A 20,604-nucleotide genomic window follows, 5' to 3' on the forward strand; every position below is an offset into this window, starting at 1 on the left:
TGGACGTGTCAGGCGTCCGAAACCGGGCCGTAGCCGAGCTGCACGGGTTCCTACCTTGCCGGCCTTGCTTTCGGCAGCGGTCGAGAAGAATCCGACGGGTACCGCGCTCGTATTCGGCGAAACGTCGGTTACGTACGAAGAACTCGACGGTCAGTCGTCGAAGTTGGCTCGGCTGTTGATCTCTCACGGCGTCGGACCGGACCACCTGGTGGCGATTGCGCTCGATCGATCCATCGAGTCCGTGGCCTCGGTGTGGGCGGTCGCGAAGTCCGGCGGAGCCTTCCTGCCGATCGATCTGCGGTATCCCCCCGGGCGGATCGAGCACATGGTGACCGACTCCGGTGTTCGGTGGGGACTGACGACGTCCGACCGGGTAGCCGAGCTGCCCGACGGAGTGTCGTGGATCGCGCTGGACGGGCCCGACGAAAAGCGGCAACTCGAGCAGTTGTCGGCAGAGCCGATCGCACCGCAGGACCGTCTGGCTCAGCCGGTTCCCGCCAATCTGGCCTATGTGATCTACACGTCCGGGTCGACCGGAAGGCCGAAAGGGGTCGCGGTCACGCACGCCGGACTTGCCCCGCTCGCCGCCACCGTCAACGACACGTTCGAGACCTCCGGTGACTCTTGCACAATGCATTTCGCTTCACCCAGTTTCGACGCCTCCGTGCTGGAACTGTTGATCTCCATCGTGAACGGGTCGATGATGGTGATCGTTCCGTCGGGCATCTACGGCGGCTCGGAATTGACCGAGATCATGGCGGAGCATCGAGTCACTCACGCGATCATCACGCCTGCCGCGCTGACGACAATGGATTCCGGCGACCTTCCCGAACTTCGCGCGCTCGCCGTCGGTGGGGAAACCTTCACCGCGGAGCTGATGGGACGGTGGGCCCGTGGTCGGCAGTTCCACAACGCCTACGGTCCTACCGAAACGACCGTCATCTGCAGTCTGTCCGCCCCGCTCGTCCCCGGCGGGGCTGTCGACATAGGCTCTCCCACACAGAGTATGGCCGGTCATGTGCTCGATGACCGACTCCGGCCGGTTCCGGCGGGTGTGGTGGGGGAGCTGTACATGAGTGGGCCTGGACTGGCCCGCGGCTATCTCGAACGCACGGCGCTCACGGCGCAACGGTTCGTGGCTAATCCCTTTGCAGCAGAGGGGGATGCTTCACATTCGCGGATGTATCGAACCGGCGACCTGGTTCGGTGGCGGCACGGCGACAGCGGACCCGTGGTGGAGTACGTCGGTCGCAACGACGCGCAAATTCAACTGCGCGGCTTTCGCATCGAACTCGGGGAGATCGACGCGGTGCTCGCGGCCGTCGACGGGGTCGACTTCGCCGTGACCGTCGGCTATCGACGTGATTCCGGCGCAACCGAACTGGTCGGCTACGTTCTGCCGAACGCGGGGGTGGATCTCGACGTCGATGAGGTCCTGGACGCAGCGAAGAGATACTTGCCTGCCCACATGGTCCCGACGACGCTGACGATACTCGAGTCGATTCCACTGACACCGGCGGGCAAGCTCGATCGAAGTGCGCTACCGGAACCGGTGTTCGCCGTGCGCGAGTTCAGCGCTCCGACGACTCCAACCGAGATCGCCGTGGCCGACGTGTTCGCCGACTTGCTCGGTGTGGACGAGGTGGGGTCCAACGACGAGTTCTTCTCGCTGGGTGGCAACTCGCTCCTCGCGACTCAGGCCGCTGCGCGCATCGGCGCAGCCCTCGGGCGTCGAGTACGACCACGGGCACTGTTCGAGAACGCCACCGTAGAGTCCTTGGCCGCGGCGATCGACACCACCGACGCCGACGCCCTGACGGTTCTGGATTCCTCGAGGCCACGCCCGCAACATATTCCGCTTTCTCCGGCGCAGCAGCGCATGTGGTTCCTCAACCGATTCGACACTGCATCGGCGATGAACAACGTGCCGGTGGCGTTGGCTCTGACCGGCGCACTCGACGTCGATGCGATGCGCGCGGCGATAGACGATGTGATCGCTCGGCACGAGTCGCTGCGCACCGTGTATCCCGAACTCGACGGAACGGGCTTCCAGCAGATTCTCGACGTGTCCGGTGTCGACGTCGCCATGGAAGTCGTTCCGGCGTCACGCGAGTCGGTGTCCGAGGCGGTGGGCGAGTTCCTGTCGAGGGGATTCGACGTGACGACGGAGATTCCGTTTCGGGTGCGGCTGTTCGAGATCACGGACCCGGACGGTTCCGAGCCGGAATTCGTGTTGGCTTTCGTCGCTCATCACATCTCCGCCGACGGGTTGTCCATGGGGCCGCTGTCACGAGATGTGATGACTGCCTACGTGGCTCGGGCGGCGGGAGATGCACCGGACTGGCCTCCGCTGGCTGTGCAATACGCCGACTACACACTGTGGCAGCACGAGATGCTCGGTTCCGAGGACGATCCGAATTCGTTGGTGTCCAGGCAGGTCGCTTTCTGGGAGGCTGCTTTGGCAGGTACCCAGGAGCAGCTGCAATTGCCATGGAATCGGCCACGTCCCCGGGTGGCGTCCGGGCGAGGTGGACTGACGCAGTTCGCCGTCGAACCCACGACGTACGAGCGCATCGTCGAACTCGCGCACAAGCACGACGCGACACCGTTCATGGTGGTACATGCGGCGTTGGCGGTTCTGCTTGCGCGGCTGTCCGGTTCCCCCGACGTCGCCGTCGGTGCACCGGTCGGTGGTCGCGGCGATGCCGGCCTCGACGATCTGGTCGGCATGTTCGTCAATACGGTGATCCTGCGGACGCGGATCGACGGAGATCGATCGATTGCGCAGCTGCTCGACCAGGTCCGGATCTCCGACATGGACGCCTTCGAGAACGCAGACGTGCCGTTCGAGCGTTTGGTCGAGGTGCTCGATCCGGTGCGATCGCAGAACCGACACCCGCTGGTGCAGGTTGCACTGTTCTTCCAGAACTTCTCCGAGGGGACGTTCGAGCTTCCCGGGTTGACGGTCTCGCGATTCGGGTCCGCAGCGTTCTCGGCCAAGTTCGATCTGCAGGTCACGATCACGGAGTCGGCGGGTGGACTCGCCGGCGAACTCCTGTATGCGACCGACCTGTTCGACGAGGATACCGTCGTCGCCTTCGGGGAGCGGCTGGTTGCGTTGCTCGATGCTGTCACCGAGAACCCGCACGTGGCGTCCGGTGACCTCGACATCGTATCGGACTCCGAGCGAGACCGGATTCTGGTGCAGTGGAACGATACTCGAAATTCGAGTGTGCCCGATGGAGAGTTGCTGCTCGACGGATTCGATCGACAGGTCGCCGCGACGCCGGATGCCGTAGCCGTTGTCTGCGGTGACGAGGTGCTCACCTACGCCCAGTTCGCGGCTCGGGTGGATGCCGTCGCGCAGCGGTTGCATCAGGACGGCTCCGGTCCCGGCGCGCTCGTCGGGTTGGCCATGAGGAGATCCATCGAACTGGTCGTCGGCATGTATGCGGTGTTGCGGACCGGTGCGGCCTATGTTCCCCTCGACCCCGATCAACCGACCGAGCGAAACGATCACATTCTTTCCACGGCAGATCCGATGGTTGTACTGTCCACCAGCAGAGACGAATTCACGACGGGCAGCGATGTCTCGGTCCTCCTCGTCGACGGGGTGGAGCGAGCCGATTCTGTGCCCACGTTCGGTCGACCCCACTCCGCCGATCTCGCGTACGTCCTGTTCACGTCGGGTTCGACGGGCAGGCCCAAGGGTGTCGCCGTCGAGCATCGGGCCATCGTCAATCAGATGGTCTGGATGGCCGAGGAGTACGGACTCGACGAATCGGACGTGTATCTACAGAAGACGGCGACGACGTTCGACGTATCACTGTGGGGCTTCTTTCTTCCCCTTCGGACCGGCGGGCAGCTGATCATCGCGCCGCCGGGTGCGCAGCGCGAGGTCGATGTCGTCGGCACCCTCATCTCTCGACACCGAGTGACCGTGACGGATTTCGTACCGTCGATGTTGACTGTCTTCGCGGAATCCGTTGCTGCGGAATTGATATCTACACTTCAGCACGTATTCGTCATCGGAGAGGCTCTACCCTCTCGGACGGTGGCGGCCTGCCGTGCAGTGTCGAACGCACGAGTGCACAATCTCTACGGTCCCACCGAGGCGGCAGTGTCGGTGACCTATCGTGATGTCTCCGATGACGCACTCGACCTCGGTACCGCGTCCGGTGACGGTTCGGTGTCGATCGGTGTACCGGAATGGAATACGGTTGTGCAAGTTCTGGATTCGCGATTGAATCCGGTTCCTGCCGGGGTGCCCGGTGAGCTGTATCTGACGGGTGTGCAGTTGGCCCGCGGTTACGTCGCACGACCGGACCTGACGTCCGAACGGTTCGTGGCCGATCCGTTCGGCAGCGCCGGTGACCGCATGTACCGAACGGGCGACCTGGTGCGGTGGTCGATGCTCGGCGACGGCCGAATCGAGTACATCGGACGTACCGACCTCCAGGTCAAGTTCCGCGGTCAGCGCATCGAGCTCGGGGAGATCGAGACCGCTCTGACATCGTTGCGCGGGATCGGTCAGGCAGTGGTCGTGGTCTCAAGTTCGGTCGCCGGTGACCTCCTGGCTGCGTACCTCGTACCGGTAGCCGATGCGGTTCTCGATATCGAGGATATTCGCACCAGGCTCGGCTCGCTGGTTCCGTCGTACATGGTTCCGTCGACTTTTGTTGTCCTGCAGTCACTTCCGCTGAATCCTGCGGGAAAGCTCGATCGCCGAGCGTTGCCGGATCCAGTGTTCGAAGCACGCAAATTCCGTTCTCCTGCAACCGCGTTGGAGGAGGCGGTGGCGTCGGTGTTCGCGGATGTACTGGGCGTCGAGCGAGTAGGTGTGGACGACGACTTCTTTTCGCTGGGCGGAAACTCGCTGTCGGCGATGAAGCTCGTGTCCCGATTGGGCCGCTCCCTCGAAGGCGTGACGGTGCCGGTGTCGTGGGTGTTTTCTGATTCCTCGGTCACGGCGTTGGCGTCTCGGATCGATGCGGCGCGTGGTGCCGAGAGTCCGATCGCCGAAGAGACCGGATTGGACACCGTTGTCGAACTGCGCGGCGGCAGCGGAACACCACTCTTCTGTGTACATCCGATCGTGGGTCTGTCGTGGGCGTTCGGCGGGCTTGCGCCGTACGTCGACAGAACTCGGCCCATTTACGGCCTGCAATCGCCGGTACTCGCCGGCGACCCGATGCCCGCCTCGATCGAGGAGTGGGCATCGACCTTCGTCGATCGTATCCGCGAGATTCAGCCCAGCGGTCCCTACCACCTGCTGGGGTGGTCGATGGGTGGCGTCATCGCTCATGCCGTCGCCGTGCAGTTACGTGGGCTCGGCGAGACGGTGTCGACGCTGGCGATGATGGATTCGTTCGTGCTGTCAAGAACCACGCATCTCGTCGAACGGACGGTGACTGCGGGGGAGGTGCTGGGCGGGTTGGGTATCGACTCCGCACACGACTCGGACGTGGCCGAACTGTCTGTGGATTCTGCCATGGCGCTACTACGCACCATGCCCGCTCCGTTCGACGCCTTGTCGAGAGAGCGGGTGCAGGGAATCGTCGACGGAATCGAACGGTCGTCGGCGATGTTGCAGGCCCATGAGCCCGAACGGTTCGACGGCGAGCTGCTCTATTTCGCGTCCGTCGTCGACGACCCGACCGGTGATGCCGGTGCGTCGACGTGGGCCGAGTTCGTCGACGGGAAACCGATCGTGACGCAGGTTCATTCGACACACTGGCAGATGGCGTCGGCGACGGCACTCGCCGAGATCGGACCCGTCCTCGACGAATGGGTATCTCGCTGACGGTGAGCGGCACCGCATGGATCCGTATCGCCGAGCAGCTCACACGTGAACGCGGCGTCAGTTCGAGGGTAACGAATCCAACTAAGTGCCCGATATCTCGAGTAATGCGTACCGTCGGACGTCATAGTTCGCCGGCGCTGAATCGGGTGAGTGGTCGACGGCCGAATGCCGTTCGAATGTGAGGAGCACGACAGTACATGGGCACCGAGACGTCGGGGACAGCAGGAACGACCGGCGGCGGTAACCCGGTGCAGGACGGTTCGCAAGAGCGGGGCCGGGAAGCACGAACCAGAGAGCGGCCGGCACGACGTGAGCGTCCGGCACGCCGTCGGCGCCCGCGCACCCCACTCCTGCCTCAGCTGCTGGCCTCGGCAGTCGAACTCGGACCCGACTCGGATGCCCTCGTGTTCGACGACCGAACCTGGACCTACGCCGAGCTCGATGCTCGATCGGCTGCCCTCGCCCGCGTACTGATCGCGCGTGGCGTCGGTCCCGAGGACTTCGTCGCATTGTCGATTCCGCGCTCCGATCTGTCCGTCATGGCGCTGTGGGCGGTGGCCAAGACCGGCGCGGCATTCGTGCCGATCGATCCGACCTATCCGGCCGACCGGGTACGGCACATGGTGTCCGACTCCGGCGTGCTGCTGGGGTTGTCCGTCGGCGCGGTGAGCGAGGATCTGCCTGCGGAGGTCGAATGGCTGGTCATCGACGACAGTGACATGACTCGGCGTCTCGATGAACTGTCCGGCGAGCCCGTCACCGCGGAGGATCGGGTGCGAGCCTTGGAACCGACGCACCCGGCATACATGATCTACACCTCCGGATCGACCGGTCTGCCGAAGGGCGTCGTCGTCACCCATGCCGGACTGAGCAACTTCTGCGAGGAGCAGATCGATCGCTACTCGCTCACCGAGCAGTCGCGAGTGCTGCACTTCGCATCACCGAGCTTCGACGCGTCCGTACTCGAACTCCTGATGAGCATCGGCCGGGGTTCCACGATGGTCGTCGCCTCTCCGAAGATTTTCGGTGGAGACGATCTGGCTGCGCTCATCCGCGCGCAGAACGTGAGTCACGCCTTCATCACCCCCGCAGCACTGGCGTCGGTGAATCCGGCCGACACGAACACTCTGCACACCGTCGTCGTCGGCGGCGAGGCCTGCCCGCCCGAGCTGGCGAACCGATGGGCACCGGGCCGCCGCTTCTTCAACGGGTACGGGCCCACCGAGACGACGATCATGACCAACATCGGCGGACCGATCGCCGAGAACGAGCGCGTGACCATCGGCGGACCCATCCGCGGCGTCAGCGCGTATGTGCTCGACGCATCCCTCAACCCAGCTCCCGACGGGGTGGCAGGAGAGCTGTACCTGGCCGGACCGGGACTTGCCCGCGGCTATCACCAGCGACGTGGACTGACCTCGGAGCGCTTCCTTGCCTGTCCGTTCGGCGAGGGCGGTGCGCGGATGTACCGCACCGGAGACGTCGTGCGCTGGCGGGTGGTCGAGGGCGAGCGAGTGGTCGAATACATCGGCCGCAACGACTTTCAGGTCAAGATTCGCGGCTTCCGCGTCGAACTCGGTGAGATCGACGCCGTTCTGGCGGCCGACGACAACGTCGAATTCGCCGTGACGGTCGGCCGCGAGACCCCGTCGAAGTCCACCGCCCTCGTCTCGTACGTACTGCCGAAGTCGACGTCGGTATTCGATGAGCGAGCACTTCTTTCGGTTGCATCACAACATCTTCCGCGACACATGGTTCCGTCGATGATCATCGCACTCGACTCGATTCCCCTGACGCCCGTCGGCAAGCTGGATCGCGCCGCGTTGCCCGCTCCGGTCTTCGCCGCGGCAGAGTTCCGTTCCCCGTCGACGCCCTTCGAGAACACCGTCGCGCAGATCTTCGGTGAGCTGCTCGGAATGGACCGAGTCGGTGCCGACGACGACTTCTTCGAGCTCGGTGGAAACTCGCTGATCGCAACGCAATTGGCCGCACGTCTCGGCGCTGCGACCGGAACCCGAGTGCCGGCACGCACCGTCTTCGAGTTCTCGACGGTGCAGTCCCTCGCCGTCCGTTTGGAGATTGCCTCGTCCGATGGCGACAACGCCGCGAGCCGACCGCAGCCGGTGCTGGCGAAAAGGGAGCGGCCCGAGCGGATCCCGCTGTCGTTGGCTCAGCGGCGGATGTGGTTCCTCAACCGCTTCGACACCGCGTCAGGAGCGAACAATATCCCCGCCGCCATCGAACTGCGCGGAATTCTCGACGTCCCGGCGCTCTCTTCCGCGATCGACGATGTCGTCGATCGTCACGAATCCCTGCGCACGTACTACCCCGAGGTCGATGGGACCGGGTACCAGATGGTGCGGGACGCAGTCGAGAGCGGCGTCACGCTCGAAATCGAATCGATCGAGGCCGATGCGGTCGCGCGTCGGGTCCAGAAGCTGGCTTTCACGGGTTTCGATGTGACCCAGCAGGTCCCTGTGCGGTTGCACCTGTTGCATCTGGGCACCGACCACTACGTCTTCGTGCTGGTGGCCCACCACATCACCGCCGACGGCTCGTCCGTTGCGCCGATGGTGCGAGACATCATGACCGCCTACGCCGCTCGCAGCGCGGGGAATGCACCCGGCTGGGAACCACTGGCCGTGCAGTATGCCGATTACACGCTGTGGCAGCACGAGGTGCTCGGATCCGATGACGATCCCGAGTCCGTTGCGCATCAGCAGATTTCGTTCTGGAAGGACAACCTCGAGGGGTTGCCGGATCAGCTCGACCTGCCGACCGACCGTAGCCGCCCACTAGATCCGTCCGGAGTCGGTCGGGTACTCGGATTCGACATCGACGCGGCGTCGACGGCGGCGATCGGGCGTCTGGCCCGCGAGCACGGGGCCACGCCGTTCATGGTGGTACACACCGCCTTCGCGGTGCTGCTCGCCCGCCTGTCCGATTCCACTGACGTCGTCGTCGGATCGCCGATCGCCGGTCGAGGTGAGCAGGCGCTCGACGACGTGATCGGAATGTTCGTCAACACCCTCGTTCTGCGGACCGCCGTCGATGCGTCCCGCACATTCTCGGACCTGCTTTTCCAGGTTTGCGAGGCCGATCTACAGGCGTTCGCGCACGCCGACCTCCCGTTCGAGCGTCTGGTGGAGGTGCTCGACCCCATTCGATCCGGCGACCGTCACCCGCTGTTCCAGGTTGCTCTGTTCTTCCAGAACCAGGCGACAGGCACACTCGAGCTGCCCGATCTGACGATCGCCCCGCTGGACTTCGGTGAGGTGGTCGCGAAGTTCGACCTGCAACTGGTCCTGGAGGACCGCGCCGCCGGTACCGAGGAGCACGCTCTCGCGGGCACGTTCACCTATGCGGCAGATCTCTTCGACGAGGCGACGGTACGCGGAATCGCCGACCGCTTCGTCCTGCTGCTCGCGCGGCTCATCGATGCGCCGACACTTCCGGTCGGCGATGTGGATCTGCTCGACGCCGCCGAGCGAGCACAGTCCACCGAACACGCTGCCGTCGACGCAGCAGCGGTGCCGGACCGGTCGATCCTGGACGCCTACGTGCGGCAGGTAGCCGCGACTCCCGATTCGCCGGCGGTGACGTTCGAGGACGTCACGCTGACCTACGCGGAGTTCGACTGTCGAGTCAACGCGCTTGCGCGGCACCTGATCTCGCGCGGTGTCGGCCCCGAGGTGCTCGTCGCCGTGTCCGTCAGGCGCTCGATCGACCTGCTGGTGGCGATCTACGCCGTGGTTCGAGCAGGCGGTGCCTACGTGCCGATCGATCCTGATCTCCCGAGCGAACGCAGAGCCCACATCCTCGGCACGGCTGACCCGCTGTGTCTGCTCACCAGCGCCGCCGACATCGAACCCGACGAGACCCGCCGGCACGAAACGGTGCCGGAGTCCATCGCGATCGACACCCTCGACCCAGCGCTCGACGGTTCTCCTCTGCGCACGAACGAGTTGCGCCCCCTGCACACGGCCAGTCCCGCTTATGTCATTTTCACCTCCGGCTCGACCGGAAACCCCAAGGGAGTCGCGGTCTCGCACCGCGCGGTCGAGAACCAGTTGGCGTGGATGGCGGCACAGTACGACGTGGCGGACACCGACGTCTATTTCCAGAAGACCGCAACCACCTTCGACGTGTCGGTGTGGGGTTTCTTCCTCCCGCTGCGTACCGGGGGCCGCATCGTCCTCGCGACGCCGGACGGGCATCGCGATCCCGAGTACATCTCGGCCTCGATTGCCCGGCACGGGGTGACACTCACGGACTTCGTGCCGTCGATGCTCACCGTGTTCGCTGCGCACGCACGCGCCGCCGAATGTGCGACGCTGCGTGACATCTTCGTCATCGGTGAAGCGTTGCCGCCGGAGACCGTCACCGATTTCGGTCGCGTCAGCACTGCCCGCGTCCACAATCTCTACGGGCCTACCGAGGCTGCGGTATCGGTGACCCATCATCGCGCGGAGCCGGATTCGCGCGGCTCGGTACCCATCGGTGTGGCCGAGTGGAACGTCGGCGCACTGGTACTCGACCGACGACTGCACCCTGTGCCGGCAGGTGTGCAGGGCGAGCTGTATCTGGTCGGTGACCAGCTCGCCCGGGGCTACGTCGCCCGTCCGGATCTGACATCGGACCGATTCGTCGCCGACGTGAGTGGTTCCGGCACTCGGATGTATCGCACCGGCGATCTGGTTCGGCGTCGACCCGACGGCGTGCTCGACTACATCGGGCGCAGCGATTTCCAGGTCAAGTTCCGCGGCCAGCGCATCGAACTCGGCGACATCGAGTCTGCGCTGCTCACCTCTGCCGATGTCAACCAGGCCGTCGTGCTGGTGGTGCCGACGGCCACCGGTGATCAGCTCGTGGCTTACGTGGTGCCGACGGTCGGTGCCGCACCCGATCGTGCATCTGTGACCGAGTTCGCCAAGAACTTGTTGCCCGCGTACATGATTCCGAGTGCCGTCGTTGTCCTCGGCGAACTTCCGTTGAACTCGAGCGGCAAGTTGGACCGTCGAGCACTACCGTCCCCGTCGATCGATACCCGGCAGTACCGCGCACCGTCGACACCGGTGGAAGAAATCGTCGCGGCATCGTTCAGCGATGTTCTGGGTGTCGACCGCGTCGGACTCGACGACGATTTCTTCGTTCTGGGCGGGAACTCTCTGATCGCAACCCGTCTCGTCGCACGAGTGGGGGCTGTCGCCGGATGGCGTGTTCCGGTTCGAGCGCTGTTCGAGGCCTCCACTGTCGCCGCCTTCGCTGCGGCGGTCTCGGCGTTGTCGTCCGAGCGCGCCGTTCCGAAGCTCGAGCCTGTCGAGCGTCCGGCGGAGATCCCGCTGTCGTACGCACAGCAGCGGATGTGGTTCCTCAACCAGTTCGACACCACCTCGGCCGCCGACAATCTGCCGTTGGCGATCTCGCTGACCGGTGATCTGGATGTGGCTGCGCTACAGGGCGCGGTATCCGACATCGTTCATCGACACGAGTCGTTGCGGACGCTGTATCCCGAAACAGATGGTCGGGCAAGGCAATCGGTGGTGACCGACGGCATCGAGGTGCCCGATCTCACGCCCATTGCCGTCGAGTCGAACGAACTCGTCGCGGTTTTGACCGACGCCATGAGCATGCCGTTCGATGTGACGATCCAGGTACCGCTGAGAGCGTGGCTCTACCGGCTCGGTGAACGCGAGCACGTACTGGCCGTGGTGGTGCACCACATCAGCGGTGACGCATTCTCGATGGGGCCGCTCGCGCGGGATCTTGCGGTGGCGTATTCGGCGCGCACGGCGGGAGCTGCCCCGAGCTGGTCGGATCTGGCCGTGCAGTACGCGGACTACACCCTGTGGCAGCGTCGGGTACTGGGTGAGGAGACCGACCCGGAGTCGGTGCTCTCGAAGCAGTTGGATTTCTGGACCCGGACGCTGGCCGGAATCCCCGACCGAGTGGATCTGCCCACGGATCGACCTCGTCCACCGGTGATCAGCAACAGGGGAGCAGCGGCCCGTTTCGAGATCGACGCGTCCCTGCACGCCTCCCTCGGCCGGGTCGCACGCGAGCGTGGTTCGACGCTGTTCATGGTGGTCCACGCAGCGCTCGCAGTGCTGTTGGCACGATTGGCGGCGACCGACGACGTCGTGATCGGCACGCCGATCGCGGGCCGCGGGGACGCCGCCCTCGACGATCTCGTCGGAATGTTCGTCAACACGCTCGTACTGCGGACCGACGTCCAGCCGAGCAGCCAGTTCGCGACCGTTCTGAACACAGTTCGGCACGCGGACCTCGAGGCCTTCGCGCATGCCGATGTGCCGTTCGAGCGTCTGGTGGAACAGCTGAACCCCGAACGTTCGCAGTCCCGGCACCCCCTGTTCCAGATTGCGCTCTCGTTCCAGAACCCGGCTACCAGTTCTCTGGCACTGCCCGATCTGACGATCGCCGGTGTCGACATCGAGGACACGAGCGCAAAGTTCGACATGCAGTTCACGCTGTCCGAACAGGCCCGGCCAGACGGCAGCGCCGACGGCATGGCAGGCGTGATCACCTACGCCACAGACTTGTTCGACGCCGACACCGTCGACGAGATCTCTGCGCGGCTCGTGCGGGTGCTGGCCGCCGTTGCTGCCGATCCCGAGACGGTGGTGGGCGATATCGAGTTGTCGGCACCTTGCGAGGTGCAGGATCTGCTGCGCGGGCCGGTGGGAACCGTCGCCCCACAAACCCTCGCGGACCTGATGGCCGATGCCGTCGCGGCGAACCCGGACGGAACTGCACTGGCGCAGGGCAGCGACCAGATGACCTATCGCGAGCTCGACGAGACGTCCGCCGCGATCGCGGAGATTCTGCGGGGTCGCGGTGTCGGGCCGGGCACCACGGTGGCTGTCGCCACTCGCCGGAGCATCTCGTCGGTGACCGCGGTGTGGGCCGTGACGGCATCCGGCGCGGCCTTCGTGCCCGTCGATCCCGACTACCCGGACGATCGAGTTCGCTTCATGCTCAGTGACTCCGGCGTAGCAATCGGGCTCACGACGTCGGATGTCGTCGACTCACTGCCGACCGAGGTGGACTGGATCGTCGTCGACGCACTCGCGCAGCCGAACACCCCAGTAGTGCAGTCTGATTCGATTCGCCGTGCACAGACCGACGACGCCGCATACGTCATCTACACCTCCGGCTCCACCGGAAAGCCCAAGGGCGTGGTGGTCACGCATCGCGGGCTTGCCAACTTCGCGGCCGAGCAGAGTGAGCGATACACGCTGACCGAGCGATCACGCGCGCTGCACTTCGCATCGCCCAGTTTCGACGCGTCGGTTCTCGAACTACTTCTCGCGGTCGCCTCCGCGTCCACCCTCGTGATCGCGCCTCCTCGCACGTACGGCGGCGGCGAGCTGGAGGAGCTGATCACGCGGGAGTCGGTAACGCACACGTTCTTGACTCCGACGGTTCTGGCCTCGATCGATCCCGACGCGGTGACCAGTCTCGAGGTCGTGATCGCCGGTGGTGAGCAGTGCTCGCCAGAGCTGGTGCAGCGCTGGTCCACTCACGTTCGGTTCTTCAACGGCTACGGCCCGACCGAGACCACCATCATGACCAACATCAGCGACGCTCTGAGCCCCGGCGACCTGTTGTCGATCGGCGGGCCCATCCGGGGAATGGCGTCGTACGTCCTGGATTCGCGCCTGCGTCCGGTACCGCTCGGCGTCACCGGCGAGCTCTATCTCGCCGGTGTGCAGCTCTCTCGGGGATATCTCCGGCGGCACGGGCTGACGGCCGAGCGTTTCGTCGCGAGTCCTTTCGGCGATGCCGGAGACCGGATGTACCGGACAGGTGACGTCGTACGCTGGCGAAAGAGCAACGGCAGCAACGTGATCGAGTACGTTGGTCGCTCGGACTTTCAGGTCAAGATCCGCGGATTCCGCATCGAGCTCGGTGAGATCGACTCCGTCGTCGCGACCTATCCGGGCGTCGACTTCGTGGCCACCCTCGGGCGGACGCTTGCCTCCGGCGGCACCGCCCTCGTGTCCTACGTGCGCCTACAGCCGGGAGCTCACATCGACGCCGCCGACGTTCGTGAGCACGTCGGTAGATCTCTCCCTGCACACATGGTCCCCTCGGCCGTCGTTGTGGTGGACGAAGTGCCGCTGACCCCGGTGGGCAAGCTCGACCGAAACGCATTGCCAGAGCCGGTGTTCGAGACCGCTGCGGGTCGGGAACCTTCCACCGACACCGAGCGCGCCCTGAGCGAGGTGTTCGCGGAAGTACTCGGTGTCGACACCGTGGGCGTGGACGACTCGTTCTTCGCCCTCGGCGGTGACAGCATCGTGTCCATCCAGCTGGTCTCGCGCGCCCGGGCCCGCGGCCTGAACTTCGGACCGCGGGACGTGTTCGAGCTCAGAACTGTTGCCGCACTGTCCGAGATCGTGGAATCCGGTGCCGCCGAGGTGCTCGAGGAACTGCCCGGCGGGGGAGTGGGGACGATTCCGCTGACCCCGGCCGTCGGTTTCATGGTCGAGCGCGCCGGTGGCTTCGATCGGTTCACCCAGAACCTCGCTCTCGAGCTTCCTGCCGGCATCACCGAGAACCAGATCGTCGCCACCCTCACCGCGGTGATCGATCGCCACGACATGTTGCGTGCGGTGCTGCAACGCGACGTGGAGGGTGCGTGGGTGCTGAGCACGCGCGAGCAGGGCAGTGTCGATGTCGCAGCGGCCGTCACTCGCACGGCCGTCGATCCGGGCCTCGGTGACGAGGATCGTCTGAACCTCGCTGGGTCGGCACTCGAGGGTGCGCTGAGTCGTCTGGACCCAGCGGCCGGACGAGTCGTCGAGTTCGCCTGGCTCGATCCGGCATCACCGTCGGGAGAACGAACCGCCGACACGGGCAGGCTCATCGTCGCTGCTCACCACCTCGTCGTCGACGGCGTGTCCTGGCGCATCATCGTTCCCGATCTCATCTCGGCCTGGCTGCAGGTGTCTGCGGGGTCCGTACCGACACTCGATGCCGTCGGCACGTCGTTCCGGCGATGGGCGCACGCACTGGTCGACAACTCTGGTTCCGACCTCCGTCGAGCCGAATTGCCCTACTGGACTTCGGTTCTGGATCGGGTCGAGGTGCCCGTCGGTACGCGCGCCTTCGACCCCACGGTGGACTTGGCATCGACTGTGCGCAAGGTCCACATCGAGGTGGACGAGGCCACGACCGAGGCCGTGACGACGGCGATCCCCACTGCCTTCAACGCCGGTGTCGACGATGTTCTCCTCGCCGCACTCTCGCTCGCGGTGGCCCGCTGGCGTGAAGAACGGGGTACACAGTCTCCGTCGGTTCTGATCAGACTCGAGGGTCACGGGCGCGAGGAGTCGCTGGCCCCAGGGGCAGATCTGTCCCGCACGGTCGGCTGGTTCACCGGCATCTACCCCGTCCGACTCGAACTCGAGACCATCGACGTGGGGGACGCCTTCTCCGGTGGCGTCGCTGCGGGTGACGTCGTGAAGTCGGTCAAGGAGCAGTTGCGATCGATTCCGGACAAGGGGCTGGGCTACGGATTGCTGCGGTACATGGGCGACCCGGCGTTCGCACCGCCCTCGGCGGCGCACGCGCAGATCAGCTTCAACTACCTGGGCCGTGTGTCGGCGGCCGACATACCCGAGGGCATGGACAAGGTCGGGTGGATTCCGGCCGGCGATCTCGGTGACCTCACCGGGACGCCCGACGTGGACGCCCCCGCCATGGCTCCGATCGACATCAACGCCGTTGTGGTCGGTGGACGCCTCACCGCAGACTTCGGCTTCCCGACGACCCTGTTGTCGGAGTCGGACGTTCACGCCTTGGCCGAGCACTGGCGAGATGCGCTGACGTCCATCGTCGAGCACGGACGACAGGACGGCGCCGGAGGCCTGACGCCGTCGGATCTCCCGCTCGTGCAGCTGACTCAGCGCGACATCGAGCAGGTAGAGGCACAGCTGCCGTCGGTGCGCGACATCTGGCCGCTGTCGCCGCTGCAGAACGGACTGCTGTTCCACGCGTCGATCTCCGAGGCCACGACCGACGTGTACACCACGCAGATCCAGCTGCACCTGGGCGGCGACGTCGACTCGGAAAGGCTGCACATAGCGGCGGATCGGATTCTCGAACGGTATGCCAACCTACGCACCGCATACCTGCGCGACGAGACCGGCAATGCCGTACAGGTCGTCGTCGAGTCGGTTCGCGTGCCGTGGCGAACCATCGATCTCACTGTCGCCGAACATGATTCGACGACTGCGGACCAGTTGCTGAGTGCTGAACAAGCGCTCGGATTCGATATGACCGCGCCGCCGTTGATCAGATTCCTGCTGATCCGCACGGCCGCCGATCGGTGGACGCTCGGCGTGACCAGCCACCACATTCTGCTCGACGGCTGGTCGATGCCCATCTTGATGAAGGATTTGCTGGTCCTGTACGCAACCCGCGGTGAGACGTCCGTCCTGCCGAGGGTGCGTCCTTACCGCAATTTCCTTGCGTGGCTGTCCACGCGTGACATCGACGACTCGCTGGACTCTTGGCGACGGGCGTTCGCAGGACTGGACGATCCGACGCTGATCTCGCAGCGTGGCTCTGCAGATGCCGACTCTCCTGAGATCGGCGAGAAGAAGTTCGTGCTCAGCGGTGTGGACGCCGCTCGGTTGTCGGACCGCGCGTCGGAACTGGGCGTCACGATGAACACTCTGGTTCAGGTGGCATGGGGAGTCCTGCTCTCGCGCTTGCTGACTCGCGACGATGTCGTGTTCGGAACCACGGTGTCCGGTCGTCCGGCGGAGCTCGACGGCATCGAATCGATGGTCGGTCTGTTCATCAACACCGTTCCGGTCCGATTCACCCAGGACGCGAACTCGAGCATCGAGGATCTGGTGCACCGCACACAGAGGGCGCAGGCGGAACTTCTCGATCATCACTACGTGGGTCTGACCGACATTCAGCAGACGGTCGGCTCGGCAGCAGTGTTCGACACCCTGGTGGTGTTCGAGTCGTACCCGATCGACAAGTCCGGGTTGTCCGCGGCAAGCTCGATCGACGGGATGAGCGTTCTCGGTGTCGACACCAAGGATGCAACTCACTATCCGTTGACCATGGTGGTCGTGGCCGACGCCGAGATCACCTTCACCCTGAAGTACCGGGCCGATCTGGTCGACGCGGACGCCGCGGAATCGATGACGACGAGATTTGCTCGCGTGCTGGACTCCGTCGCCGACGCCTCGAAGGGAGCCGACACGGCCGGTTCCATCGACATTCTCGATGATGCCGAGCGGGCGCAGCTGCTGCAGACCTGGAACGGTGTGACGGAAACCGTTGCAGCCGAGTCCGATTCCGAGGTGTGGGACGAATCGCTGATCTCACTGTTCGAGAAGCAGGTACTGGCCGCACCCGACGCCACCGCCGTGGTCTTCGGTGACGAGCGCGTGACCTACCGAGACCTCGACGTACGAGCCGAGAAGCTGGTCAGCACGCTTGTCTCCGCTGGCGCGGGGCGGGAAACCCTGGTTGCCATAGCGCTTCCCCGGGGCATCGAGCTGATCGTCGGCCTGTTGGCCGTACTGAAGTCCGGTGCCGGCTACCTCCCCGTCGATACGTCACTGCCGCTCGACCGGGCGCGCTTCATGATCGAGGATGCGCGTCCGACGTGTGTACTGACGGACCATGACGGCACGACGGCGTACGCCGAATTCGGTGTGCCAGTCATCGCATGGGAGGGCGCGGGTGCGACCGAGGAGCCTTCGGCGACCCGAACCGGTACAGCGCGCAGTGGCGCGGATCTCGCCTACGTCATCTACACCTCCGGCTCCACCGGCACGCCCAAAGGCGTTGCGATACCCAACGAGAACGTCGTACGGCTGTTCCGCAACACCGAGCGGACATTCGACTTCGGACCGAGTGACGTGTGGACGATGTTCCACTCGTTCGCGTTCGACTTCTCCGTGTGGGAGATCTGGGGACCGTTGTTGCACGGCGGCACTCTGGTGGTGGTGGATCATGCCACGTCCCGGTCGCCTCGAGAGTTCGTCGAGCTCGTGGCGCGCGAAGGCGTGACGATGCTCAGCCAGACGCCATCGGCGTTCTACCAGTTCGTCGACGCCGAGCGGGCGTCGTCGTCTCCGACGGCGTTGCGACACGTCGTGTTCGGCGGCGAGGCCCTTGATCCGAGCAAGCTCACCGGATGGTTCGATGCGCACGGAGTCGATGCGCCGCTGCTGAGCAACATGTACGGGATCACCGAGACCACTGTGCACGTGACACACCATGAGGTCCGTGGTGTCGACGAGAGCGTCCGACACCCGATCGGGACCGCGATCGACGGCCTCGGAACGTACGTCCTCGATCAGGGTCTGCGCCCGGTCCCGGTCGGAGTGGTGGGCGAGGTCTACGTCTTCGGTGTGCAGCTCGCGCGCGGGTACCTCGGACGTGCAGGACTGACAGTGGGACGATTCGTCGCGAATCCGTTCCAGGGCGTCGGCGCGCGTATGTACCGCACCGGCGATCTGGCGCAGTGGACGCCGCAGGGCACCCTCGACTACGTCGGGCGGGCGGACTCGCAGGTGCAGTTGCGAGGCTTCAGGATCGAGCTCGGCGAGGTCGAAGCAGCGCTTCGGTCCGCACCCGGTGTGGCGCAGGCTGTCGCCATCGTCCGCGATGACGATCACCTCGGATCCCGGCTCGTCGGATACGTGGTTCCCGTCGACGGGTCCGTGGATCTCGATCACGTTCGCGGGCACGTGGCGCAGAGCCTGGCGTCTTACATGGTCCCCGACGCCCTGATTGCCCTCGAGTTGTTGCCGTTGACGGTCAACGGCAAGCTCGATCGTCGCGCACTACCGGACCCGCAGGTGCGCCGGAACGAGTTTCGCGCGCCGACCACAGATCTCGAAGCGGACGTGGCTGCCTCGGTCGCCGACGTGCTGGGACTCGATGACGTCGGGCTCGACGACAGATTCTTCCAGCTCGGTGGCAATTCGCTCCTCGCGGCCAAGCTTGCCGCTCGGATCCGTTCACGTTGCGGCGCTGCAGTTGCGGTGCAGTGGATTCTGACCGAGCCCACCGTCGAGCTGCTGGCACGCCGGATTCAGGAGTCTCTCGGCTCCACGGACGCAGCAGACCCGTTGGCGACAGTCCTGCCCATTCGTACTGGCGGTGACCGTCCCGCGTTGTTCTGTATCCACCCGATGATCGGGCTGGCCTGGAACTATGCCGCGCTGGCCGAGACCACCGCTCCGGGACGCCCCATCTACGGCCTGCAGCTTCCGCAACTCAGCGGTGGTTCGGCATTGCCGACAACCATGGATGAGCAAGCCGAGTTCTACGCCCGCGAGATTCTTCGTGTGCAGCCGACCGGTCCGATCCATCTACTGGGTTGGTCGTTCGGCGGCGTGCTCGCCCATGCCATCAGCGTTTCGCTCCGAACATCCGGGCACGACGTGGGAGTGGTCGCGATGCTCGACAGTCTCCCGACTGTCGACGAGACGGTCTTCGCCGAGGAGTTCGCGGACAACCTGCATGCGCTCGGGATCGGCGGAGCGGGGGCATTCACCGACTTGCGCAGCGAGGCCACTCGCCGGCAGGTTGTCGATCTCGTGCTGGCCGAACTGGACATGTTCGACGAGCTGCAGGTGTCGAACCTGTATGAGGACGCTCTGGCGAGCGCGATGAAGATCAACGGCTATTCGCCGCTGGCGCTTGAGGGGGATCTGTTGTTCTTCTCCGCAGCGCGAGATCACCCGTCTGCAAGCGATGCGGCCCTGCTGTGGTCGCCGTACGTGGGCGGCACCATCGAGAACATCGACGTCGACGCTACCCACGCGAACATGACCTCAGCGGAGTCGCTGGTGGTCGTCGGGCGGGCACTCGACACAGCGATGCACGCCGCCGAGGGGACAACGGTCGACTAGAGACGAAGGGTGCGGTGCGTGATCGCGCCGCGCAGGCGGCCGAGGGCGATACCTGTCAGCAAGCCGCGCTCCTCGGGTGTCGCACGCGCGACAGCGAGTCCGAGGAGTTCACGGCAGAGGCGAGTGGCCGATTGGGAGGGTAGCCCACTGTCGGGGAACGCATCTGCGAGTCGCGCGAAACTGGTTCCGCGAGACACGCCCTGGCGGAAGCCGGCTCGGAAGCCGACGCGATACCGGTATGCGACAAGTGCCTCGGGCAAGTAGCCCACACGGTAGCCGGACCGAACTGCCCGCCATCCGAATTCGACTTCCTCGTTGGCACGGTAGGTTTCGTCGATCCCACCCAAATCTCGGTATGCCGCAGCGGTGCATCCGAAGCTGCAACCCACGACGATCGGTGCAAAGAACTTGGGGGATTGAAAGGTCTCCGGAGATGCGATCTCGGCGATCTTGCGATGCCCCGCGGGGTTGAGGGTTCGTCCTTCGACAGCAGAGGTCACGATGTCGTAGCTGCCATCGTGCAGAAAATCGACCATCTTGCGAACCCAATCGGGGTGGACTCGATCGTCGGCGTCACAGAACAGCAGCAGTTCGCCCTGGGCGGCGTCTGCCCCTCGATTGCGGGCGTAAGCAGGGCCGACACCGTCGTGGGCCCGCACGATGCGTACCGCCTGACCTGTATTCGAAATTTCGAGGTGGTCCACCGAGCCGTCTGTCGAATTGTTGTCGACCACCACGATCTCGAATCGGCCGTCGTAATCCTGCTGCAACAGTGCGGTCAACTGGACTGCCAGTAGTTCCCCGGCATTGTGGGCGGGCACCACGATCGAGACGGCTACGGAATCATGCAAAAGCTGACCTCTCCTGCTGGGAGCGGTAATCGCG

The 20,604-nt window shown here is 65.0% G+C and carries 3 protein-coding genes; 2 read left to right on the forward strand and 1 reads right to left on the reverse strand.

The annotated features are described in order from the left end of the window. Nucleotides 1-64 precede the first annotated feature (64 nt). A complete protein-coding gene (locus tag R3P93_RS00825) occupies nucleotides 65-5,803 on the forward strand; it encodes a non-ribosomal peptide synthetase (protein WP_317532211.1) in 5,739 nt (1,912 codons plus the stop codon). Between the two features lie 197 nt (nucleotides 5,804-6,000). Beyond that, nucleotides 6,001-19,719 (forward strand): non-ribosomal peptide synthetase, encoded by a 13,719-nt coding sequence (locus R3P93_RS00830; RefSeq protein WP_317532212.1) that lies wholly within the window; start codon nucleotides 6,001-6,003, stop codon nucleotides 19,717-19,719. Here the strand turns inward: R3P93_RS00830 and R3P93_RS00835 are convergent. Next, nucleotides 19,716-20,570 carry a glycosyltransferase gene (locus R3P93_RS00835; RefSeq protein WP_317532213.1) on the reverse strand — a complete coding sequence of 285 codons (855 nt, stop codon included), beginning with the start codon at nucleotides 20,568-20,570 and terminating at the stop codon, nucleotides 19,716-19,718. The two genes, R3P93_RS00830 and R3P93_RS00835, sit on opposite strands and share 4 nt — an antisense overlap. Nucleotides 20,571-20,604 lie beyond the last annotated feature (34 nt).

Origin of the sequence: Rhodococcus cerastii (genome assembly GCF_033042195.1) — a bacterium.
Classification (GTDB): domain Bacteria; phylum Actinomycetota; class Actinomycetes; order Mycobacteriales; family Mycobacteriaceae; genus Rhodococcoides.

What these genes read in the sequence shown, in the direction of transcription:
- R3P93_RS00830 (WP_317532212.1), top strand. Translation starts at nt 6,001, where the DNA reads ATGGGCACCGAGACGTCGGGGACAGCAGGAACGACCGGCGGCGGTAAC.